A 16,926-nucleotide genomic window follows, 5' to 3' on the forward strand; every position below is an offset into this window, starting at 1 on the left:
CGCTAGTTGCCCGCGAATCCTTTCGCTTCCCGGATCACTCGATTCGGCGAGACGACAGACCAGGCTGCAATCGGACAGCCGCCGTCATGCAGGCGCTGTGCGGTCCACCAATTGCACATGCGCGGAAAGAAGAAACGTCGCTTCGCGTGGTAGAACTTGTTTGGCTCGGGCACGCCCCGCAGCGGTACGCCAAACGACTTCGGTGCGACGTCTTTGAACTCGGCTTCAATCGACGCAGCGAGTTTCCGCAGTCCCTGTTCCGAAAGGCGCACTTCGATGACTTCATCGGCGCGTAGCGCATCGGGTGTCGGATGATCGAAGCCGATGACGTGTAGAGCGCTGGCCGTCGAGAAGAAGGCCGCGCGAAGGGCCAGCCACCACGTTTCTTCCTCGGCTTGATAGAAACGAGCATCGCCCCAGCCGAACTCGAGATAGCGTGAGTCGGGAAAGTCGGCGAGCACGGGCCAGTCGCGATCCGGCCAATCGGCGATGGCAATCGCGACACCTGTGTGCCAGGCGCGCTTGACGACGTACACCGAGCGCAAGGACCCGGGCGACACCTCAGGCTCGTAACAGGCGTCACTTGAGGCACAGCCGGCGAACAGGCTCGCGACCAGCACGGTGGCAAGTAACGACATCAGTGGTCGAAAGCCGAGGGTCATGTGGGCCGACGCTACATTAAATGTGACTGAAGCGGCAATCCGCTCCCGACGTGGGCTGATAAGCTGCGCTGTCCTGCACGGCGACGCTTTTCTCCGTGCCCACTCGTTCCTGGCAGCAAGATGCTTCCTGACACCGAATCTCCATTGGCCGACGCCGCTTCTCAGCCTGATACCGAATCTGCGTCGGCCGAAGCCGCTTCTCAGCCCGATGCCGAATCTGCATTGGCCGACGCCGCCCTCGCTCCTCGGTCGGTAGCAACGACGCGGCCGTCGAAACTCCGCGCGTCGTTACAGTTGCTTACACTTCGATCGGTCGACGGCGCAGCGCTCACCGGTAGCGCTGCTTCGATCGCTGTCCCGACGCTGCTCGCGCTGGCATTGTGGACCGGCTTCGGCTGGTTCAATGCTCTGCCGGATGCGCAGTTCTTTCCCTACGCCTTGCCCTACGTTACGTGGTACGTGCTTGCGGCGTTGCTGTGTGCGTTGGCGTTGAAGCTCGTTTCCCGTCCTGTGATTTCCTTCGCGCAAGCGTGCTCGTTGGTGGCGTTGCTCACGCCCGTGCTGGTGATCGCGCAGTTCGTGATCGAACGCTTCGTGCCCGCGCGCTGGACCGATTCAGCGATGGCAGTCGTCGCGCTGTACGCGGCCATCTGCTGTCTCAGAGCATTGCACGCGATCACCGGGAGCAGGCAGCTCATCGGGACAGCAGCGGGAATTGCTGTGGCCGTGCTCGCTGTATGGTTGGGCAATGTTCTGTATGTGGTCCCGACGCTGTGGAGCTCGGGCGACGACGTCGAAGAGGAAACCGTCGCTAGCGATTGGAACGCCGACGAGCCCATTCTCTTCGAGCAAGCGGCACGCATCGACGAATCGGTGGCTCAGTTGGTGCGGCCGCCTGGTGAGGCACCCGTCGGGTTCTTCGTCGGCTTCGCGGGATTCGGCGATCAGAAGGTCTTCGCCGAGGAAATCAAATTCGCCGCCGATCGTTTCGCGCAGCGTTATCACACCGGCCAGCGCACGCTGCTGCTCATCAACGACCGCCGCTCGTTGGAAGAGCAGCCGCTCGCGAGCGCCACTGCATTGAGCTACGCGCTAAAGGGTGTGGCGTCGAAGATGGAAGTCGACCGCGACATTCTGTTCCTCGCGCTGTCTTCGCATGGCTCAGATGAGCCGCTGCTGTCGGTGACCAACGGCTCGCTGCCGATGCGACAGCTCTCCGGTGAACTGCTGGCCGAAGCGTTACGAGACTCTGGCATCAAATGGAAAGTGATCGTGATCTCGGCGTGTCACGCCGGAGCATTCATCGAGCCGCTGAAGGATGAGCATACGATCCTGCTCACTGCCGCGGCGGGTGACAGGTCGTCGTTTGGCTGTGCGGACGATCGCGATCTCACCTATTTCGGCGAGGCGTTCTATCGGGATGCCTTGCCGGGCGCGACTTCGTTGCGCGACGCCTTCGACAAGGCGAAGTCACTCATCGCGGAACGAGAGAAAGAAGAGGGCGTCGAGGCGTCCTTGCCTCAAGCGTATTTCGGCGAGCAGATGGTCGAACAGCTCGCCGTGATGTCCAAAGAAAGCGGCTGATCAGGGCAAAACGATCGGCAGCGCACGTCCGTCGAATTCACCTGCAGGGACGTCGAGACCGATGATCTTCGCCAGCGTCGGCGCGAGATCCACTGTTTCGACGGCGACCGGCTGTTCGAAGCCAGTGACACCTTTCCACCAGAACACGATCGGCACGCGACGATCGTAGCCCCACGCCGAGCCGTGCGAGGCGGTGTAGTCGCTGTCCACGTTCTTGGGAGCTGGGTACAGCGAGATGTAAGGCTTGAGCAGCACGATCAGATCGCCCGAGCGCTGCGGATTGAAGCTGGCCTTGGCACGCTGGAGCAGGGTCCATTCGTCGACCGGCCCCGAGGGCTGCTCGGCTTCGATGAGCTCCTGCTTGGTGAACACCGCCGCGATCTGCGGATGATTGCGATAGTACAGATAGGTGGCGCGCAAGACGCCTTCGCGACGGTCAGCCGGGATCGCGGCATTCAAATAAACATCGTTCCCGAACTCTTTGGTACCGAGCACGATGGGTTTCGGCAAGCCGGTCAATTCCTTTTCGAGCGCGGCGTTGACGTTGACGGGCAGCAGGCTCGATTCGATGCGCGCCGCGTCGGTGACGCCACGCTGTTTGTTTCTTTCGGTGGTATCGATGCCGCCATGGTCGGCGGTCATCGCCACCACGTAGGGGATGCCGGTCTTATCAAGGCCAGCCAGCAGCCGACCGATGGATTGATCCAGCGCGAGTTGCTGAGTGCACATCTCGGCGCCTTCGGTGCCGTAGTAGTGGCCCGCGTAATCGGTGCCGGAAAAGCTCACTGCCAGCAGATCGGTGGAGTTCTTGCCGAGATTGAAACTCTTTACTGCGGCGAGCGCGGCGTCGACGGTGAACGAATCCATCGCCGGCGTCGCGCGCCAACGTTTAGAGTTGGCGGGAAGGTTTTGCAGGGTGCCGATGGAAATATCGTCGGTCACTTTGACCGAGCGCGATCGGGAGGCGCAGGCCGCGGGCAGCTTGGTCACGGTGGGCTGGCCGTAAGACTTGCGCACGTCCGTATTGATCTTATCGGCGATCTCTTTGGGAATGGTCGACTCCTTGCCGGCGTAGGTCGTGAAGCCCGCTTGAGTCCACCACAAGGTGAGATTGGCATTGTGACCGCCGAGCATCACCGCCGAGCGATCCTTGCCGGAGATCGAGACGACCTGCGTCGCCGGATCGCGCGCTTTCATACGATCGCCCAGGGTCGGCACCAGCAACGAGTCGGGAGAAATGACTTTCTCATCCGCGGAGCTGCCGACCGGGCCCGGCTTCTCCACGCAGTAGAGCGAGAATGTTTCCTTGCCTTTTTCCGTGCGCGGCAGCGACGGGTCCTGCCAGTCGTTCGCGATGATGCCGGTTCGTCCCGGGCGCGCACCGGTCAGGATGGTGGAGTGACCGGGGCAGGTTTCCGTCGACGCGTGGCTCTGATGACCGCGCGGGAATACCACGCCGCCGGCCAGGCGCTTCAAGCCGCCTTGATACAGGGGACGGTATTCGGTGAACACGTCCGAGGAGAACTGGTCGACTGCGATGGTCACGACCAGCTTGGGGTGTGGCGCCTCGGCGGCATGCAGCGGTCCTGCTGCGAGCGAGCCGACGAACAGGCAGGCGGACAGGCAACGCGCGATTGCCGAGCGGGAGGTTGAATTCATGGATGGGTGAGCTTCGCTGAGGTCCTTGAGAGCCACGACCGGACTCCAATGACCGGTCATCCCATCCATTTTACGGACCTCGGCGGGTCACGTCAGGTTAAGCCTCCGACATGAACGCGCGAGCCGCTTTGTGTCACTTATATGACAGGCGGCGGGTCAATGATTGTGCCGGGGCGTCTTCTTCGCGACCTGCCGATATTTCAGCGCCATCTCCATCACGCCGCCCTGGTCGAGCTGACTGACGGTGGAGCGATACAGCTCCTGCCACGGCGTCGCGCTTTCGGGCACGGCCGGAATGCCGTCCTTCTTGCGGCGTTCGATCTCCTCGTCGGCGACCAGCATGTCACAACGAGCCTGGTTTAGATCGATGCGGATGGTGTCACCGGTTCGCAACCACGCGAGCCCACCGCCTGCGGCGCTCTCGGGAGACGCGTTCAGGATCGAGGGACTGTCGGAGGTGCCGGACTGACGGCCATCGCCGATGGTCGGCAAGCTGGTGATGCCACGTTTCAGCAAAGCATCCGGCGGTTGCATGTTCACGACTTCAGCGGAGCCAGGCCAGCCGAGCGGACCGGCGCCACGAATCACCAATACGCAGCGCTCATCGATGTTCAGTGCCGGGTCGTTGATGCGCGCTCGATAGTCATCGGAGCCATCGAACACAATGGCGCGGCCTTCGAACACGTTGTCGTGTCCAGCTTCGCCCAGATAGCGACGGCGGAAATCGTCGGTGATCACGCTCGCCTTCAGAATCGCGAAGTCGAACAGGTTGCCGCTCAACACGACGAAGCCCGCGCGCTCGCGCAGCGGCTTGTCGTAGGTCGTGATCATTTCGCGGTCCTTGCTCGCGCGACCTTTGACGTTCTCTCTCAGCGTGCGCCCGGTAACAGTCATCGTGTCCGCATGCAGCTTGCCCGCTTCGACCAACTCATGCAGAACCGCAGGCACGCCACCGGCGCGGTGAAAACGTTCGCCCAAATATTTACCGGCGGGCTGCATGTTGAGCAGCAACGGAATGTCATGTCCGTACTTGGTCCAGTCCTGAGCGTGCAGCTCGAGGCCGGCGTGACGAGCCATCGCAGTCAGATGCGGTTGCGCGTTGGTCGAGCCGCCGAGCGCCGCGATCGCGGTGATGGCATTGAGGAACGATTCACGCGTCAGAATCTTGGACGGACGCAAATCTTCGATCGCCATTTCGACAGCGCGACGGCCGGTCTCATACGCCATCTGCCCGCGCTCGCGATACGGCGCGGGAATGGCGGAGCAGCCCGGCAACGAAAGGCCGAGCGTTTCGGCAACGGCGTTCATCGTCGAAGCGGTGCCCATGCTGTTGCAGTGGCCGGGCGAGGGCGCCGAGGCGGCCGCCGCGTCGAGAAACTCCTGTTCGGTGATCTGACCTGCGGCCAGCCGACGACGGCTCTTCCAGATCACCGTGCCCGAGCCGACCAGCTCATCTTCGAACCAGCCATCGAGCATCGGGCCGCCGGAGAGCACGATGGCCGGAATATCGACGGTCGATGCAGCCATCGCCGCGGCGGGCGTCGTCTTGTCACAGCCGGTCGTGAGCACGACCGCGTCGATCGGATAGCCATGCAGGATTTCAACGAGCCCGAGATACGCCAGATTGCGATCGAGCGCCGCGGTCGGGCGACGGCAATTCTCGAAGATCGGATGCGTCGGGAATTCCATGGGAATGCCGCCGGCATCGCGAATGCCTTCTTTCACGCGGGTTGCCAAGTCGACGTGAATACGATTGCAGGGCGTGAGATCGCTGCCGCTTTGAGCGATGCCGATGATGGGCTTGCCGCTCATCAGCTCCTTCGGCGTCAGCCCGTAGTTCATGAAGCGCTCCAGATAGAGCGCCATCATGTCGATGTGATCGCGGGCGTCGAACCAATCCTGCGAACGGAAGCGGCGCTTAGCCGTCATAGCGAACCTCATTCGGAGCCACGCCGGCAGTGCCGACGCGTGTCGCGAACAGGCCTCCAGCGAGCGGTTGCGCGGCGATCTGTTCTTTCGACAGGCCTTTCCACGCGGTGGTGATGTACAGAGTGCGCAGGTCGTCGCCGCCGAAAGCGACCTTCGTGCAGTTGGCGACCGGCATCTCGATGGTTTGCAGCAGCTCGCCTTGCGGTGAGAAACGCTGCACGCCCCAGCCCCCGAACAGACCGATCCACACGCAACCTTCGGCGTCGATGGCCGGGCCGTCGGGATACGCGCCGGCCTTGTCGATGCGGACGAACACGCGACGATTGCTGAGCTCGCCGTTGTTCAGATCGAAGGCGTAGATGATTCGTTCCAAGGTATCGACGTGATACAGCGTGCGACCGTCGGGGCTCACCGTCGGACCGTTCGTGATCACGTAGTTCTCGTCGCAGCGGCGCAGCCCGCGATTGTCGAAGCGATACAACGAGCCGGTGGGTTGTGACTCATCGTTGTCCATGCTGCCGAACCACAAGCGGCCGGCGGCGTCGACATAGCCGTCGTTGAGTCGATTGCGCGGCTTGTCGGAATCCACGCGCGTGATCAACGTGAACTTGCCGTCACTAGGGTCAAAGGAATACAGACCGCTCTTCATGCCAGCGACGAAGCGGCCGCCCGGGGCTTTGACAACGAAGCCCACTTCCTCCGGCGCCTGCCACGAAGTGAGCGCGCGACGCCGGGTGTCGAAGCAATGGATCTGGCGCCCTTTGATATCGACGAACCAGACGGCCTGGTCCGTCGCGGACCATAAAGGTCCCTCACCCAACTGGGCGCCCACGGCGCAGACGCACTCGACCTTGCTCATGCTCAGTCCGTGATGTGAGAAACCTGCTTATTAACGCCAGCCGGCGTCGACGAAATACTCATGGCCCGTGCACATGCGGGCGTCGTCCGAGGACAGGAACACAACCATGTTGGCGACATCGTGCGGCTCGACTCGAGCCTTGATGCACTGTTGGCCGAGCATGCGCTGCTCTTCGTCCGGCGTGTGCCACAACTTCATCTGGCGCGGCGTGCGGACGCCGCCCGGTACTACGCAATTCACGCGGATACCAAAAGATCCCAGGTCGCGAGCCAGCGCGCGGGTCAGGCCTTCGATGCCGGCTTTCGCGGTCTGATAAATCGACAGATCCGGAAGGGCCAGGTGCCAGGACACTGAGCCGAGGTTGACGATGGCGCCGCCGCCGGCGGCTTTCATGTCCTCGACGACGGCCTGCGCGCAGAACAGGTGGTGACGCAGGTTCACAGCGATGCGGTCGTCCCAATACTTCTCGGTGATTTCCTGCAGCGTGTGACGGTCGTCGTTGGCCGCGTTGTTCACCAGGATGTCGATGCCACCGTCCAGGTCGGCACGAATGCGAGGAAACAATTCCTTGATCGTGTCGATGTCTTTGAGGTCGCAGCGATAGTAGCGGGGCGGCGTGGCGCTGGACGCCAGCTGCCGCTCGAGCTGTTTGGAATCGTCGTCGGCGATGTCGAGGAACGCCACGCGGGCGCCCTGGCGGGCGAACGCTTCGACGATGGCCGCGCCGATGCCGGAGCCGCCGCCGGTGATGACGACACGTTTGTTACGAAGCGACGGATAGACGGTGTGAGACATAAATGAGCTGAGCCTGAGCTTAAGTGGAGCGCTGGGCCAACAAGCCCCGGCTGGCAAGATTGCGCATCAGATGACCGATGCCCTGGGACCACGGCGGCGCCTGGTCCGAGGTCGTGAGCTTGTTCTCGAGGGTGCCCAGATGCGGCGAGGACACGCGCACGAGATCGCCGACTTTGTGCGTGAAGCCGCGGCCGGCCACATCGCGATCGTCGGTGGGAGCAAACATGGTGCCGAGGAACAGCGCGAAGCCGTCCGGATACTGATGCTGGCTGAGCGTCTGCTCGACCAGATCCAGCGGATCGCGGCTGATCAGCGACATGGAGCTGCGGCCTTCGAGCTTGTAGCCTTCCGGGCCTTCGACAGTCAGCGAGACCACCGTCTTGCGGACGTCATCGATCCCGAACGTCGCGTCGAACATGCGAATGAAAGGACCGATGGCGCACGACGCGTTGTTGTCTTTCGCCTTGCCGAGCAGCAGCGCGCTACGGCCTTCGATATCGCGCAAATTCACGTCGTTGCCGAGGGATGCGCCCAACGTGCGGCCTTTCGCATCACACGCGAGCACGATCTCCGGCTCGGGATTGTTCCACTGCGATTCCTTGCGCACGCCGATCCAGTCACCCCAGCCCACGGACGAGAGCACCGGCGACTTTGTGAACACTTCGGCATCGGGGCCGATAGCGACTTCGAGATATTGCGACCACAGGCCGTCGGCGATCAGCGCTTCTTTCAAGCGGACCGCGGTCTCGGAGCCGGGTTTGACCGAGCGAATATCGGCGCCGACACGCTCACCCAGCGCATCGCGAATGGACTGAGCTTTAGCGTAGTCGCCGCGAGCGCGTTCTTCGATCACTCGCTCCACCGCAGAAACGGCGAACGTCACGCCGCACGCTTTCACACATTGCAGGTCGACGGGAGCGAGCAGACGCGTTGATGAAGACGCGCCGCCGTTGAACGCGGCTGACAGCGGGAGCTGATCGAGCGGACCGAGCTCGTCACCCGCCGGAATCGTATCGTTCCAACTGTTGAGCAGGTCCGACACGGTCGGCGCGACCCGCGACACGTCACGCACGCGACCGCGAGTCACGACGACCGGAGTCGGGCCGGCAGCCGTGGCGATACGGCCAACCAAGGTGGCCTCACGCCAGTCCGCCGGAAGATGGGCAAGTAATCTCATAGATAAATCGATCAGAGCGCGTTGGCAGGGCTGGCCTTGGAGGAAGCTTCGGTGCGGGCGTGGCCTTCGGGCTTTTCGATCCACAGATGCTGAATCGCTTCCAGGCTGTGACCCTTAGTCTCGGGCACGAAGCGCCACACGAACAGCGCGGCGAGGATGCTCATCACGCCGTAGATCCAGTAGGAGAAGCCGTGGTTGAACATCGCGTTCAATGCCGAGTTGCCGTCCAGCACCTTGAACGACCAGGAAACAAACAGATTCGCGATCCACTGCATGGCCACCGCGATCGCCATCGCCTTGCCCTTGATCGGGTTCGGGAAGATTTCCGCGAGCAGCACCCACACCACCGGGCCCCACGACAGCGCGAAGCCGGCGATATAGGCGACCACGGCGACCAGCGCGGCGGTGCCGACGTTGTGACTGTTGAACAGGAATCCGAGCGACAGCATCGAGATCGCCATCACCACACCGCCCAGGATCAGCAGCGGCTTGCGGCCCCAACGGTCCACGGTGACCAGCGCGACCAGCGTGAACACGATGTTCGCAACGCCGACGATGATGGTCTGGAGCAGCGCGCTGTCGGTCGACGCACCCATGTTCTGGAACATCAGCGGCGCGTAGTAGAGCACCGCGTTGATGCCGATGAACTGCTGGAACACCGACAGCATGATGCCGACGAACACCACCAGCGCACCGAAAGCAAACAACTTGCCGGTGCGCTCATGCAACGACTCGTCGATTTCCTTCAACACGACGCGCGCATCGGCTTCGTTGGTCAGGCGCGCCAGAACATTCCGTGCCTCGTCCATGCGACCCTTCATCACCAGCCAGCGCGGCGTTTCCGGGACCAGCATCAACAGACCGAAGAACAAAGCCGCCGGCAGCGCGGCCGACAGCAGCATGTAACGCCAGCCGGTCGAGAGCACCCACTGATCGTCACCTCGCGAGGCGATGAACCAATTCACGAAGTACACCAGCGTCATGCCGACGACGATGGCGACCTGCTGATAAGTGACCAGCTGACCGCGCTGCTTGGGCGGAGCGATCTCGGCGATATAGAGCGGGGAGAGCATCGAGGCCACGCCGATGCCGACGCCGCCGAGGATGCGATACAGGATGAAGGCGGTCAGCGCGTCCGGTCCTTTGCCGCCGATCCACAGAAAGCCGAACTCCGGGAACGCCGAACCGGCCGAGGACAGCATGAACAGAATTGCCGACACCAGCAGACCGCCCCGTCGGCCGATCTTTTGTGACATCGGGCCGGCCAGCGCCGCGCCGATCACGCAGCCGAGCAACGCGCAGGAAATGGCCCAGCCGGACAGGCTGGCCGCGCTGGTTTCCGACAGGCCTCGCGGGTCGATGAAGTTATGGTCGATGGCGCCGACGGCACCGGAAATGACAGCCGTGTCGTAGCCGAACAGCAGTCCGCCGAGTGCGGCAACGAACGCAAGTCCACGCACCAGCGTGGGATTCAGCTCGGCCTGGGCAATCCCCTGTGACATAAATTGCGCCCCCTGAGATGACGCTATGAGTGGCTTGGCGGTGCTGAGGCTCTCAATGGCCTCATGCTGATGGACGAGCGTAGTGATAGCGCTATCAAAATTCAAGCGCGAACTAGCCCTACCCCGGCCTGGGAGTAGCGAAGGGAAGTGCGCTCCAGAGCGCGGAATCAGCCCGGAGCGGGGGCGGCGACCGAGTCTCGCTTGACCAGGACGTGAGCCACGACGTGATCGACCACGACACGGGCTTCACCGTCTTTACGGCGGCGAATGCTCCGTAACAACAGGTCGATGGAAGAGGCCGCCATGGCGGCAATGGGCTGGCGAATGGTGGTCAGCTCGGGCCAGACGGTGGTGGCGGTCGGCGTATCGTCGAAACCGACCACGGATATGTCGCGCGGTACATCCATTCCCCGGCGGTGAGCGACCGACACGGCGGCTGCCGCCATATCGTCGTTGCTAGCAAAAATGGCTGTTGGCGGTTTCTTGCGCGCGAGCAACTTCTCGGCCGCTTCCAGGCCGGAGCGATAGGTGAAGAAGCCTTGCTGAACGAGGGTGGGATCGACCGGAATGCCGGCCGCGGCCATGGCCGACTGGAAGCCTTCGTAGCGCAGGGCGCTGGCCGTCTGATTGGGGTGACCCTTGATGAAGGCGATGCGCGAATGGCCGAACGAAATCAAATGCTCGGTCATTTCTTGCGCCGCGCGAAAGTCATCGATGCGCACGCCGGAAATGTCGGGCTGGAAGCGCCCGGACGCGATCGCTACCACCGGAATTCCGGCGGCCACCAGTTCGGAACAAACCGCTTTCGATTCACACAGCGGCGGCGGAAGAATCACGCCCGCCACGCTCTGCGCGATCTTGCGAGCGGCGGCCCGCTCGGTCGCGCGCGTCATGTGATCCCAAGTATCGAGCACCAGTTGCGTCGCCGCCTTGCTGGCGCCGTCGAGCGCGCCGACCAGCAGCTCGCTCAAGTAAGCGGAGCTCGGGTTTGTATAGATCAGCGCGATGCGTGTTCCGGACGCGGCGGCCAGAGAGCGGGCAGCCGCATTCGGTGTGTAGTTGAGCTCACGCACGGTGCGCATCACGAGCTCGCGCGTCGCTGCCCGCACATTGGCGTTGCCGTTGACCACACGGGACACGGTCATCGGCGATACGCCGGCGCGCTGGGCCACCTCGTGGATGGTGACAGCGGCGCCCTTACGGCGGGTCGAGGTGGCCGAGTTCCTGGCTTTGCGAGGTGCGTTTTGCATGAAGGTCGTAGCGGCGGGCCGGCAGGCCCAAGGAAATTCAGCACATTATTGCCTTGGACCGCCAAGGGTGGAAGCGCGTCGAGTACCCATGGTACCGTTACCAAAAGTCCGGTTAGCCGATGGTAGGGGGAACTGATGGCCCGATCGCTGGGTGGCGGGTGCGCGCCTTTGTTTCGATCGACTTTGTCTCTTTTGGCGCTGTGCGCGGCGCTTTTCATGCAGTCCGCGGCGGCCGAAGACGGTTATGAGCTTTGGCTGCGTTATCACCCATTGCCTGCCGAACAGCGCGCTCTTTATGCACCGGCCACGTCCCAGCTGGTGATGCCGACCCCGTCGCCGACCCTGGTGGCGGCCAAAGACGAATTGTTGCGTGGGTTGAATGGCTTGCTGTCGCAACGACCGGCTTCCGTGGAGCGCGTGTCGGCGTCTGGTTTGATCGTAGGCACGCCGCAATCCAACCCGCAGATTGCCAGGCTCGATGTGGGCTTGAAGGGGCTGGCGGCGCAGGGCTATGTGATTCGTCATCGACGGGTCGATGACCAAACCGTCGTCGTGATTGCCGCCAACGACGACGTGGGGGTGCTGTACGGCGTGTTTCATTTCCTGCGTCTGTTACAGACTCAGCAGCCCTTGGGGAATCTCAACGTCACCGAGTCCTCGCGCATTCAGCTGCGCATGCTGAATCATTGGGACAATCTGGATCGCACCGTCGAGCGCGGCTATTCGGGCTTTTCGCTCTGGGACTGGCACAAGCTGCCTGACTATCTCGACCCGCGTTACACCGATTACGCGCGGGCCAACGCGTCGATCGGTATCAACGCGACGGTGCTCACCAACGTCAACGCCAACGCGACCAGTCTGACGGCGCCGTACCTGGAGAAGGCCGCGGCGCTGGCGAAGGTGTTCCGCCCGTACGGCATCCGAGTGTTTCTAACGGCGCGCTTCAGTGCGCCCGTTGAAATTGGTGGCTTGAAGACCGCCGATCCCGCGGATCCGGGCGTGCAGCAGTGGTGGAAAGACAAGGCTGCGGAAGTCTACAAATACATTCCTGACTTCGGCGGCTTCCTGGTCAAAGCAAACTCGGAAGGTCAGCCGGGCCCGCAGGACTACGGCCGCACCCACGCCGACGGCGCGAACATGCTGGCCGACGCGGTGAAGCCCTTCGGCGGCATCGTGATCTGGCGCGCGTTTGTTTATTCGCACGAGCAGCCGGACGATCGCGCCAAGCAAGCTTACGACGAGTTCGTGCCGCTCGACGGCAAGTTCCGCGACAACGTGCTGGTGCAAGTGAAGAACGGCGCCATCGACTTCCAGCCGCGCGAGCCGTTCCATCCGCTGTTCGGCGCCATGCCGAAGACGCCCTTGGCCATGGAGTTCCAGATCACCAAGGAATATCTGGGGTTCGCCACCCATCTGGTCTATCTCGGAGCGTTCTACGAAGAAGTCCTGCGCTCGGATACTTATCGGCCGCGTCAAGGCTCGACGGTGGCGAAGGTCCTCGACGGCTCCGTCAACAATTACGCGCACACCGCCATCGCCGGCGTGGCCAATATTGGTACCGATCGCAACTGGAGCGGCGCGCAGTTCGAGCAGGCGAATTGGTATGCGTTCGGTCGACTCGCGTGGAACCCGATGCTGTCGTCGAAGGACATCGCTGAAGAGTGGGTGCGGATGACGTTCTCGAACGACCCGCAGTTCGTGAAGCCGGTGGTCGCGATGATGATGAAGTCGCACGAGGCGGTCGTCGACTACATGACGCCGCTCGGTTTGCATCATGTGATGGGACGCGGTCATCACTACGGGCCGGGCCCTTGGGTTGAAGGCGGGCCGCGCGCCGATTGGACGTCTGTTTACTACCATCGCGCCGACGCGCAGGGCATCGGCTTCAATCGCACGAAGACGGGCAGCAACGCCGTCGCTCAATACGCGCCGCCAGTCGCTGCGCAGTTTGGCGATTTGAAGCGCGTGCCCGAGCAGTTTCTGCTCTGGTTCCATCACGTGCCTTGGGATTATCGAACCCAGTCGGGTCGGATTCTTTGGGATGAGCTGGTGTATCGATACACGCGGGGCGTCGATACGGTGCGCGAGATGGAAGGAACGTGGCAGGGACTGGCGCCGTTCGTCGATGCCGAGCGGTACCAGCAGGTCGCCGCGTTCCTGAAGATTCAAGAGAACGAAGCGAAGTGGTGGCGCGATGCCAGTATCGCTTACTTCCAGACCTTCTCGAAGCGGCCGCTACCTGCCGGCTTCGCGCCGCCCGAGCACTCGCTCGATTACTACAAGTCGCTCGAATTTCCGTACGCGCCTGGACATCACTGATCATGAGGGCTCGCTCTATGTCGAAGTGGCTCCCGGGCGCGATGCTGTCGCTGGTGGCGGCATCGAGCGCGAACGCGGCACTGCTGCACGACTTGTTTCAGGATCACGTGGTCCTGCAACGAGAGCAGGCCATCAATGTTTGGGGTCGTGCCGCGCCGGGTGAGTCGCTGACGGTGACGCTGGCGAACTCGAGCTCGCAGACCAAAGCCGATTCGACGGGGCTCTGGCGCTCGAGTCTGCCAAGCATGAGTGCGGGCGGGCCCTATCAGCTGTCTGTTAGCGCGGCGTCGGGTGAAAAGCAGGTCGTCGACGATGTGATGATCGGCGACGTGTGGTTGTGCTCTGGCCAATCCAACATGGTCCTGCAAGTTCATCGCGCGCTCGACTCCCGTTCCGAGATCGCGAACTCGACCAACGATTCCATTCGCATGCTCACCGTGCCGCTGGCGAACAATCCGGTTCCTCAGTACGGGTTCGCCAGTCCGGTGCAATGGTTGAAGGCGTCGTCAACGACCGTGCCGGAGTTCTCGGCCGTTTGTTTGTACTTCGCTCGCGAGCTGCAGAAGAAAGACAAAGTTCCGATGGGCTTGATCGCCGCGGCTTGGGGCGGATCGAAGATCCAGTCGTGGATGACGGCGTCCGCGCTTCGGTCCATGGGCGGTTACGACCGCGCGCTGGACGCGCTGGCGCAGTCGAGCACAGATCCGATAGCCGCGGCTTCGCAATGGGCAAGCATTTGGGAAGGTTGGTACCGCGAGCGCACGAAGGATCAGCCTTGGAGCGCGAAGCCCAGCGGGGAGTGGAAGCCCGCGCCAGTAGAGCGCGGCTACTGGGAAGACTGGGGCGTGCCCGAGTTGGCCAAGTACGATGGCATGCTGTGGTATCGGACGAATGTGACTTTGACGAAGTCACAAGCCGCGCAGAAGGCGACGCTCGCATTGGGGCGGGTCGATGAGTCCGATCAAGTGTGGATCAACGGCCGACTGGTCGGCGCCGCGGGTCCTGGCGGTGAGAAGTCGTATCCATTGCCTCCGAATGTGCTGCGCGCTGGCGAGAACTCAGTCGTCGTCAGCATCCTCGATACTTACGCGAACGGCGGGCTGCCGGGCCCGATGGAAAGTCGTGCGATTCGATTCGCTGACGGCTCGAATGTCGTGCTCAATAAGGAATGGCGTTACCGATTACCGCCTGCCAATGCCGCGTTTCCGTTGCGTGCACCTTGGGAGGCGACTGCCGGATTGGGCGTGATCCACAACGGCATGATCGCGCCGCTGTCGAATCTCAGTCTGCGCGGCATCGCCTGGTATCAGGGCGAGTCCAACACCGATGAAGGCGATCGGTATCAAGCGCTGCTGACGCGCTTCTTCGCCGATTGGCGCACTCAGTTCGGCGCGAATGTGCCGTTCTTCGTGGTGCAACTGGCGGGCTACGGGCCTGCCTCGTCGCAACCCAACGAGAGCGGCTGGGCGGCGCTTCGAGAAGGACAGCGCCTCGCTGTGAAGGAAGATCAGAACGCGGGGCTCGCCATCGCCGTCGATTTGGGCGAGCGCACTGACGTTCATCCGGCGAACAAACAAGAGGTGGCCCGCCGTCTCGCTCGCGCGGCTCGGCATGTGCTGTACAAAGACACGGCTCCGCCGTCCGGCCCGGTGCCAGTGAGTGCGAGCCGCGATGGCGACGCCGTCGCCGTCGAATTCACAGATATCACCGGCAAGCTCGTGGCCTACAGCGCCGTGCGGCCGATCGGTTTCGAAACATGCGGCGCGGCGCCGGGCACTTGTGAGTACGCCGAAGCGACGCTGCAAGGACAGCGCGTGCTGCTGAAGAGCGCCAACGCGACTTCTGCCACGCGTGTCCGTTACTGCTGGGCCGATAGCCCGGTTTGCACGCTATACGACGAAGCTCCGCTGCCGGCGGGGCCGTTCCAGATTGAGGTGAAGTGATGAGTGAGTTGCCGACCGTCGCCGGCTCGAGTCGGGATCGCGAGATCGTCGAAGCGAAAGTGATCGTGACCTGTCCGGGTCGTAACTTCGTCACGTTGAAGATCGTGACGCGCTCGGGCATCACCGGCCTGGGCGACGCCACTCTCAACGGTCGCGAGCTGGCGGTGGCCGCGTATCTGCAAGAGCACATTGTTCCTAACTTGATCGGCAAGGACGCCGGCCGTATCGAAGACACCTGGCAGTTCTTCTATCGCGGCGCCTATTGGCGTCGCGGCCCCGTGACGATGACGGCGATCGCTGCTGTCGACGTGGCGCTATGGGACATTGTTGCGAAGCTTGCAGGCTTGCCGCTCTACCAAATGCTCGGCGGTCGTTCGCGCGAAGGTGCGCTGGTTTACGCGCATGCCAACGGTCGTGACATCGCCGAGACCAGCGACGAAGTCCGTCGATATATCGAGATGGGCTTCCGCGCCGTCCGCGCTCAATGTGCCGTGCCGGGCTTGGCGAAGACGTACGGAATCGCGAGCGGCGGCAAGGCCTACGAGCCCGCCGAGACGCAGCTCCCTCTGGAAACGTTGTGGTCGACGCCAAAGTATCTGGAGATCGTGCCGAAGCTGTTCGAACAGTTGCGTGTCGATCATGGCAACGATGTCGAGCTGTTGCACGATGGCCATCACCGGATGACGCCGATCGAAGCGGCGCGTCTGGCGCGTAGTCTCGAGCCGTATCGCTTGTTCTGGCTGGAGGACGCGACGCCCGCGGAGAATCAGAAGGCGTTCGAAGTCATTCGCCAACACTCCGTCACGCCGCTGGCGGTCGGCGAGGTATTCAACTCGATTTGGGATTGCAAACACCTGATCGAGAACCAGCTCATCGATTACATCCGCACGACCATCGTGCACGCCGGTGGCATCACGCATGTCCGTCGGCTGGCGGACTTCGCATCGCTCTATCAAGTGCGCACCGGTTTTCATGGCGCGACCGATCTCTCGCCGGTCTGCATGGGCGCGGCGCTGCATTTCGATACCTGGGTGCCGAACTTCGGCATTCAGGAGTGGATGCATCATGCCAAGGAAACGGACGAAGTGTTTCCTCACGATTATCAGTTCCGTGACGGTCGCCTGCATTGTGGTGAGTCGCCGGGCCACGGCGTCAGCATCGACGAGAAGCTCGCGGCTAAATATCCCTATTCGCCCAAACAACTACCTATCGCTCGTCTGGAAGACGGCTCCATGTGGGATTGGTAA

Annotated in this window: 12 protein-coding genes; 4 read left to right on the forward strand and 8 right to left on the reverse strand. The window is 62.5% G+C overall.

Translation table 11 applies throughout. From position 1 onward, the window contains the following. Window positions 1–2: 2 nt before the first annotated feature. Window positions 3–638 carry a DUF2459 domain-containing protein gene (locus tag ACFPN2_RS17845; protein WP_380598901.1) on the reverse strand — a complete coding sequence of 212 codons (636 nt, stop codon included), beginning with the start codon at window positions 636–638 and terminating at the stop codon, window positions 3–5. Between the two features lie 144 nt (window positions 639–782). On the opposite strand from ACFPN2_RS17845, the gene ACFPN2_RS17850 reads away from it, so the two are divergent. Next, window positions 783–2,246 carry a C13 family peptidase gene (locus ACFPN2_RS17850; protein WP_380598903.1) on the forward strand — a complete coding sequence of 488 codons (1,464 nt, stop codon included), beginning with the start codon at window positions 783–785 and terminating at the stop codon, window positions 2,244–2,246. On the opposite strand, the gene ACFPN2_RS17855 is transcribed toward ACFPN2_RS17850, so the two are convergent. The 7 genes from ACFPN2_RS17855 to ACFPN2_RS17885 all read right to left on the reverse strand — a co-directional run bounded on the left by ACFPN2_RS17855 (window position 2,247) and on the right by ACFPN2_RS17885 (window position 11,417). Continuing rightward, window positions 2,247–3,905: an alkaline phosphatase family protein gene (locus ACFPN2_RS17855; protein WP_380598905.1), complete on the reverse strand. Its 1,659-nt coding sequence runs from the start codon at window positions 3,903–3,905 to the stop codon at window positions 2,247–2,249. It lies immediately after the preceding gene. Between the two features lie 156 nt (window positions 3,906–4,061). Further along, window positions 4,062–5,834: an IlvD/Edd family dehydratase gene (locus ACFPN2_RS17860; RefSeq protein ID WP_380598907.1), complete on the reverse strand. Its 1,773-nt coding sequence runs from the start codon at window positions 5,832–5,834 to the stop codon at window positions 4,062–4,064. Then, entirely contained in the window at window positions 5,824–6,693 is an 870-nt protein-coding gene (locus ACFPN2_RS17865; RefSeq protein ID WP_380598909.1) for an SMP-30/gluconolactonase/LRE family protein, read from the reverse strand. The genes ACFPN2_RS17860 and ACFPN2_RS17865 overlap by 11 nt, the downstream gene beginning before the upstream one ends. A 30-nt stretch (window positions 6,694–6,723) precedes the next feature. Next, window positions 6,724–7,488, reverse strand: a complete 765-nt coding sequence (locus ACFPN2_RS17870) for an SDR family NAD(P)-dependent oxidoreductase (RefSeq protein ID WP_380598911.1) — start codon at window positions 7,486–7,488, stop codon at window positions 6,724–6,726. 19 nt (window positions 7,489–7,507) lie between these two features. Then, entirely contained in the window at window positions 7,508–8,665 is a 1,158-nt protein-coding gene (locus ACFPN2_RS17875) for a fumarylacetoacetate hydrolase family protein (protein ID WP_380598913.1), read from the reverse strand. A gap of 11 nt (window positions 8,666–8,676) precedes the next feature. Then, the gene (xylE, locus tag ACFPN2_RS17880) at window positions 8,677–10,194 is read right to left on the reverse strand and encodes a D-xylose transporter XylE (protein WP_380600165.1); all 1,518 of its coding nucleotides are present in this window, start codon (window positions 10,192–10,194) and stop codon (window positions 8,677–8,679) included. A 140-nt stretch (window positions 10,195–10,334) separates the two neighbouring features. After that, complete coding sequence (locus ACFPN2_RS17885) at window positions 10,335–11,417, reverse strand: LacI family DNA-binding transcriptional regulator (protein ID WP_380598915.1); 1,083 nt, start codon at window positions 11,415–11,417, stop codon at window positions 10,335–10,337. Between the two features lie 132 nt (window positions 11,418–11,549). Between ACFPN2_RS17885 and ACFPN2_RS17890 the strand changes: the two genes are divergently transcribed. The 3 genes from ACFPN2_RS17890 to manD are packed head-to-tail and all read left to right on the forward strand — an operon-like array spanning window position 11,550 to window position 16,926. After that, window positions 11,550–13,736 carry an alpha-glucuronidase family glycosyl hydrolase gene (locus ACFPN2_RS17890; RefSeq protein WP_380600167.1) on the forward strand — a complete coding sequence of 729 codons (2,187 nt, stop codon included), beginning with the start codon at window positions 11,550–11,552 and terminating at the stop codon, window positions 13,734–13,736. A 17-nt stretch (window positions 13,737–13,753) separates the two neighbouring features. After that, a complete protein-coding gene (locus tag ACFPN2_RS17895) occupies window positions 13,754–15,679 on the forward strand; it encodes a sialate O-acetylesterase (protein ID WP_380598917.1) in 1,926 nt (641 codons plus the stop codon). Continuing rightward, the gene (gene manD / locus ACFPN2_RS17900; protein WP_380598919.1) at window positions 15,679–16,926 is read left to right on the forward strand and encodes a D-mannonate dehydratase ManD; all 1,248 of its coding nucleotides are present in this window, start codon (window positions 15,679–15,681) and stop codon (window positions 16,924–16,926) included. The genes ACFPN2_RS17895 and manD overlap by 1 nt, the downstream gene beginning before the upstream one ends.

Origin of the sequence: Steroidobacter flavus (assembly GCF_042651805.1) — a bacterium.
Lineage (GTDB): Bacteria > Pseudomonadota > Gammaproteobacteria > Steroidobacterales > Steroidobacteraceae > Steroidobacter > Steroidobacter flavus.

Excerpts from the sequence above, each read along its gene's own strand:
- ACFPN2_RS17845 (WP_380598901.1), bottom strand. The coding sequence starts at position 638 with ATGTCGTTACTTGCCACCGTGCTGGTCGCGAGCCTGTTCGCCGGCTGT.
- ACFPN2_RS17850 (WP_380598903.1), top strand. The coding sequence starts at position 783 with ATGCTTCCTGACACCGAATCTCCATTGGCCGACGCCGCTTCTCAGCCT.
- ACFPN2_RS17855 (WP_380598905.1), bottom strand. The coding sequence starts at position 3,905 with ATGAATTCAACCTCCCGCTCGGCAATCGCGCGTTGCCTGTCCGCCTGC.
- ACFPN2_RS17860 (WP_380598907.1), bottom strand. The coding sequence starts at position 5,834 with ATGACGGCTAAGCGCCGCTTCCGTTCGCAGGATTGGTTCGACGCCCGC.
- ACFPN2_RS17865 (WP_380598909.1), bottom strand. The coding sequence starts at position 6,693 with ATGAGCAAGGTCGAGTGCGTCTGCGCCGTGGGCGCCCAGTTGGGTGAG.
- ACFPN2_RS17870 (WP_380598911.1), bottom strand. The coding sequence starts at position 7,488 with ATGTCTCACACCGTCTATCCGTCGCTTCGTAACAAACGTGTCGTCATC.
- ACFPN2_RS17875 (WP_380598913.1), bottom strand. The coding sequence starts at position 8,665 with ATGAGATTACTTGCCCATCTTCCGGCGGACTGGCGTGAGGCCACCTTG.
- ACFPN2_RS17885 (WP_380598915.1), bottom strand. The coding sequence starts at position 11,417 with ATGCAAAACGCACCTCGCAAAGCCAGGAACTCGGCCACCTCGACCCGC.
- ACFPN2_RS17895 (WP_380598917.1), top strand. The coding sequence starts at position 13,754 with ATGTCGAAGTGGCTCCCGGGCGCGATGCTGTCGCTGGTGGCGGCATCG.
- manD (WP_380598919.1), top strand. The coding sequence starts at position 15,679 with ATGAGTGAGTTGCCGACCGTCGCCGGCTCGAGTCGGGATCGCGAGATC.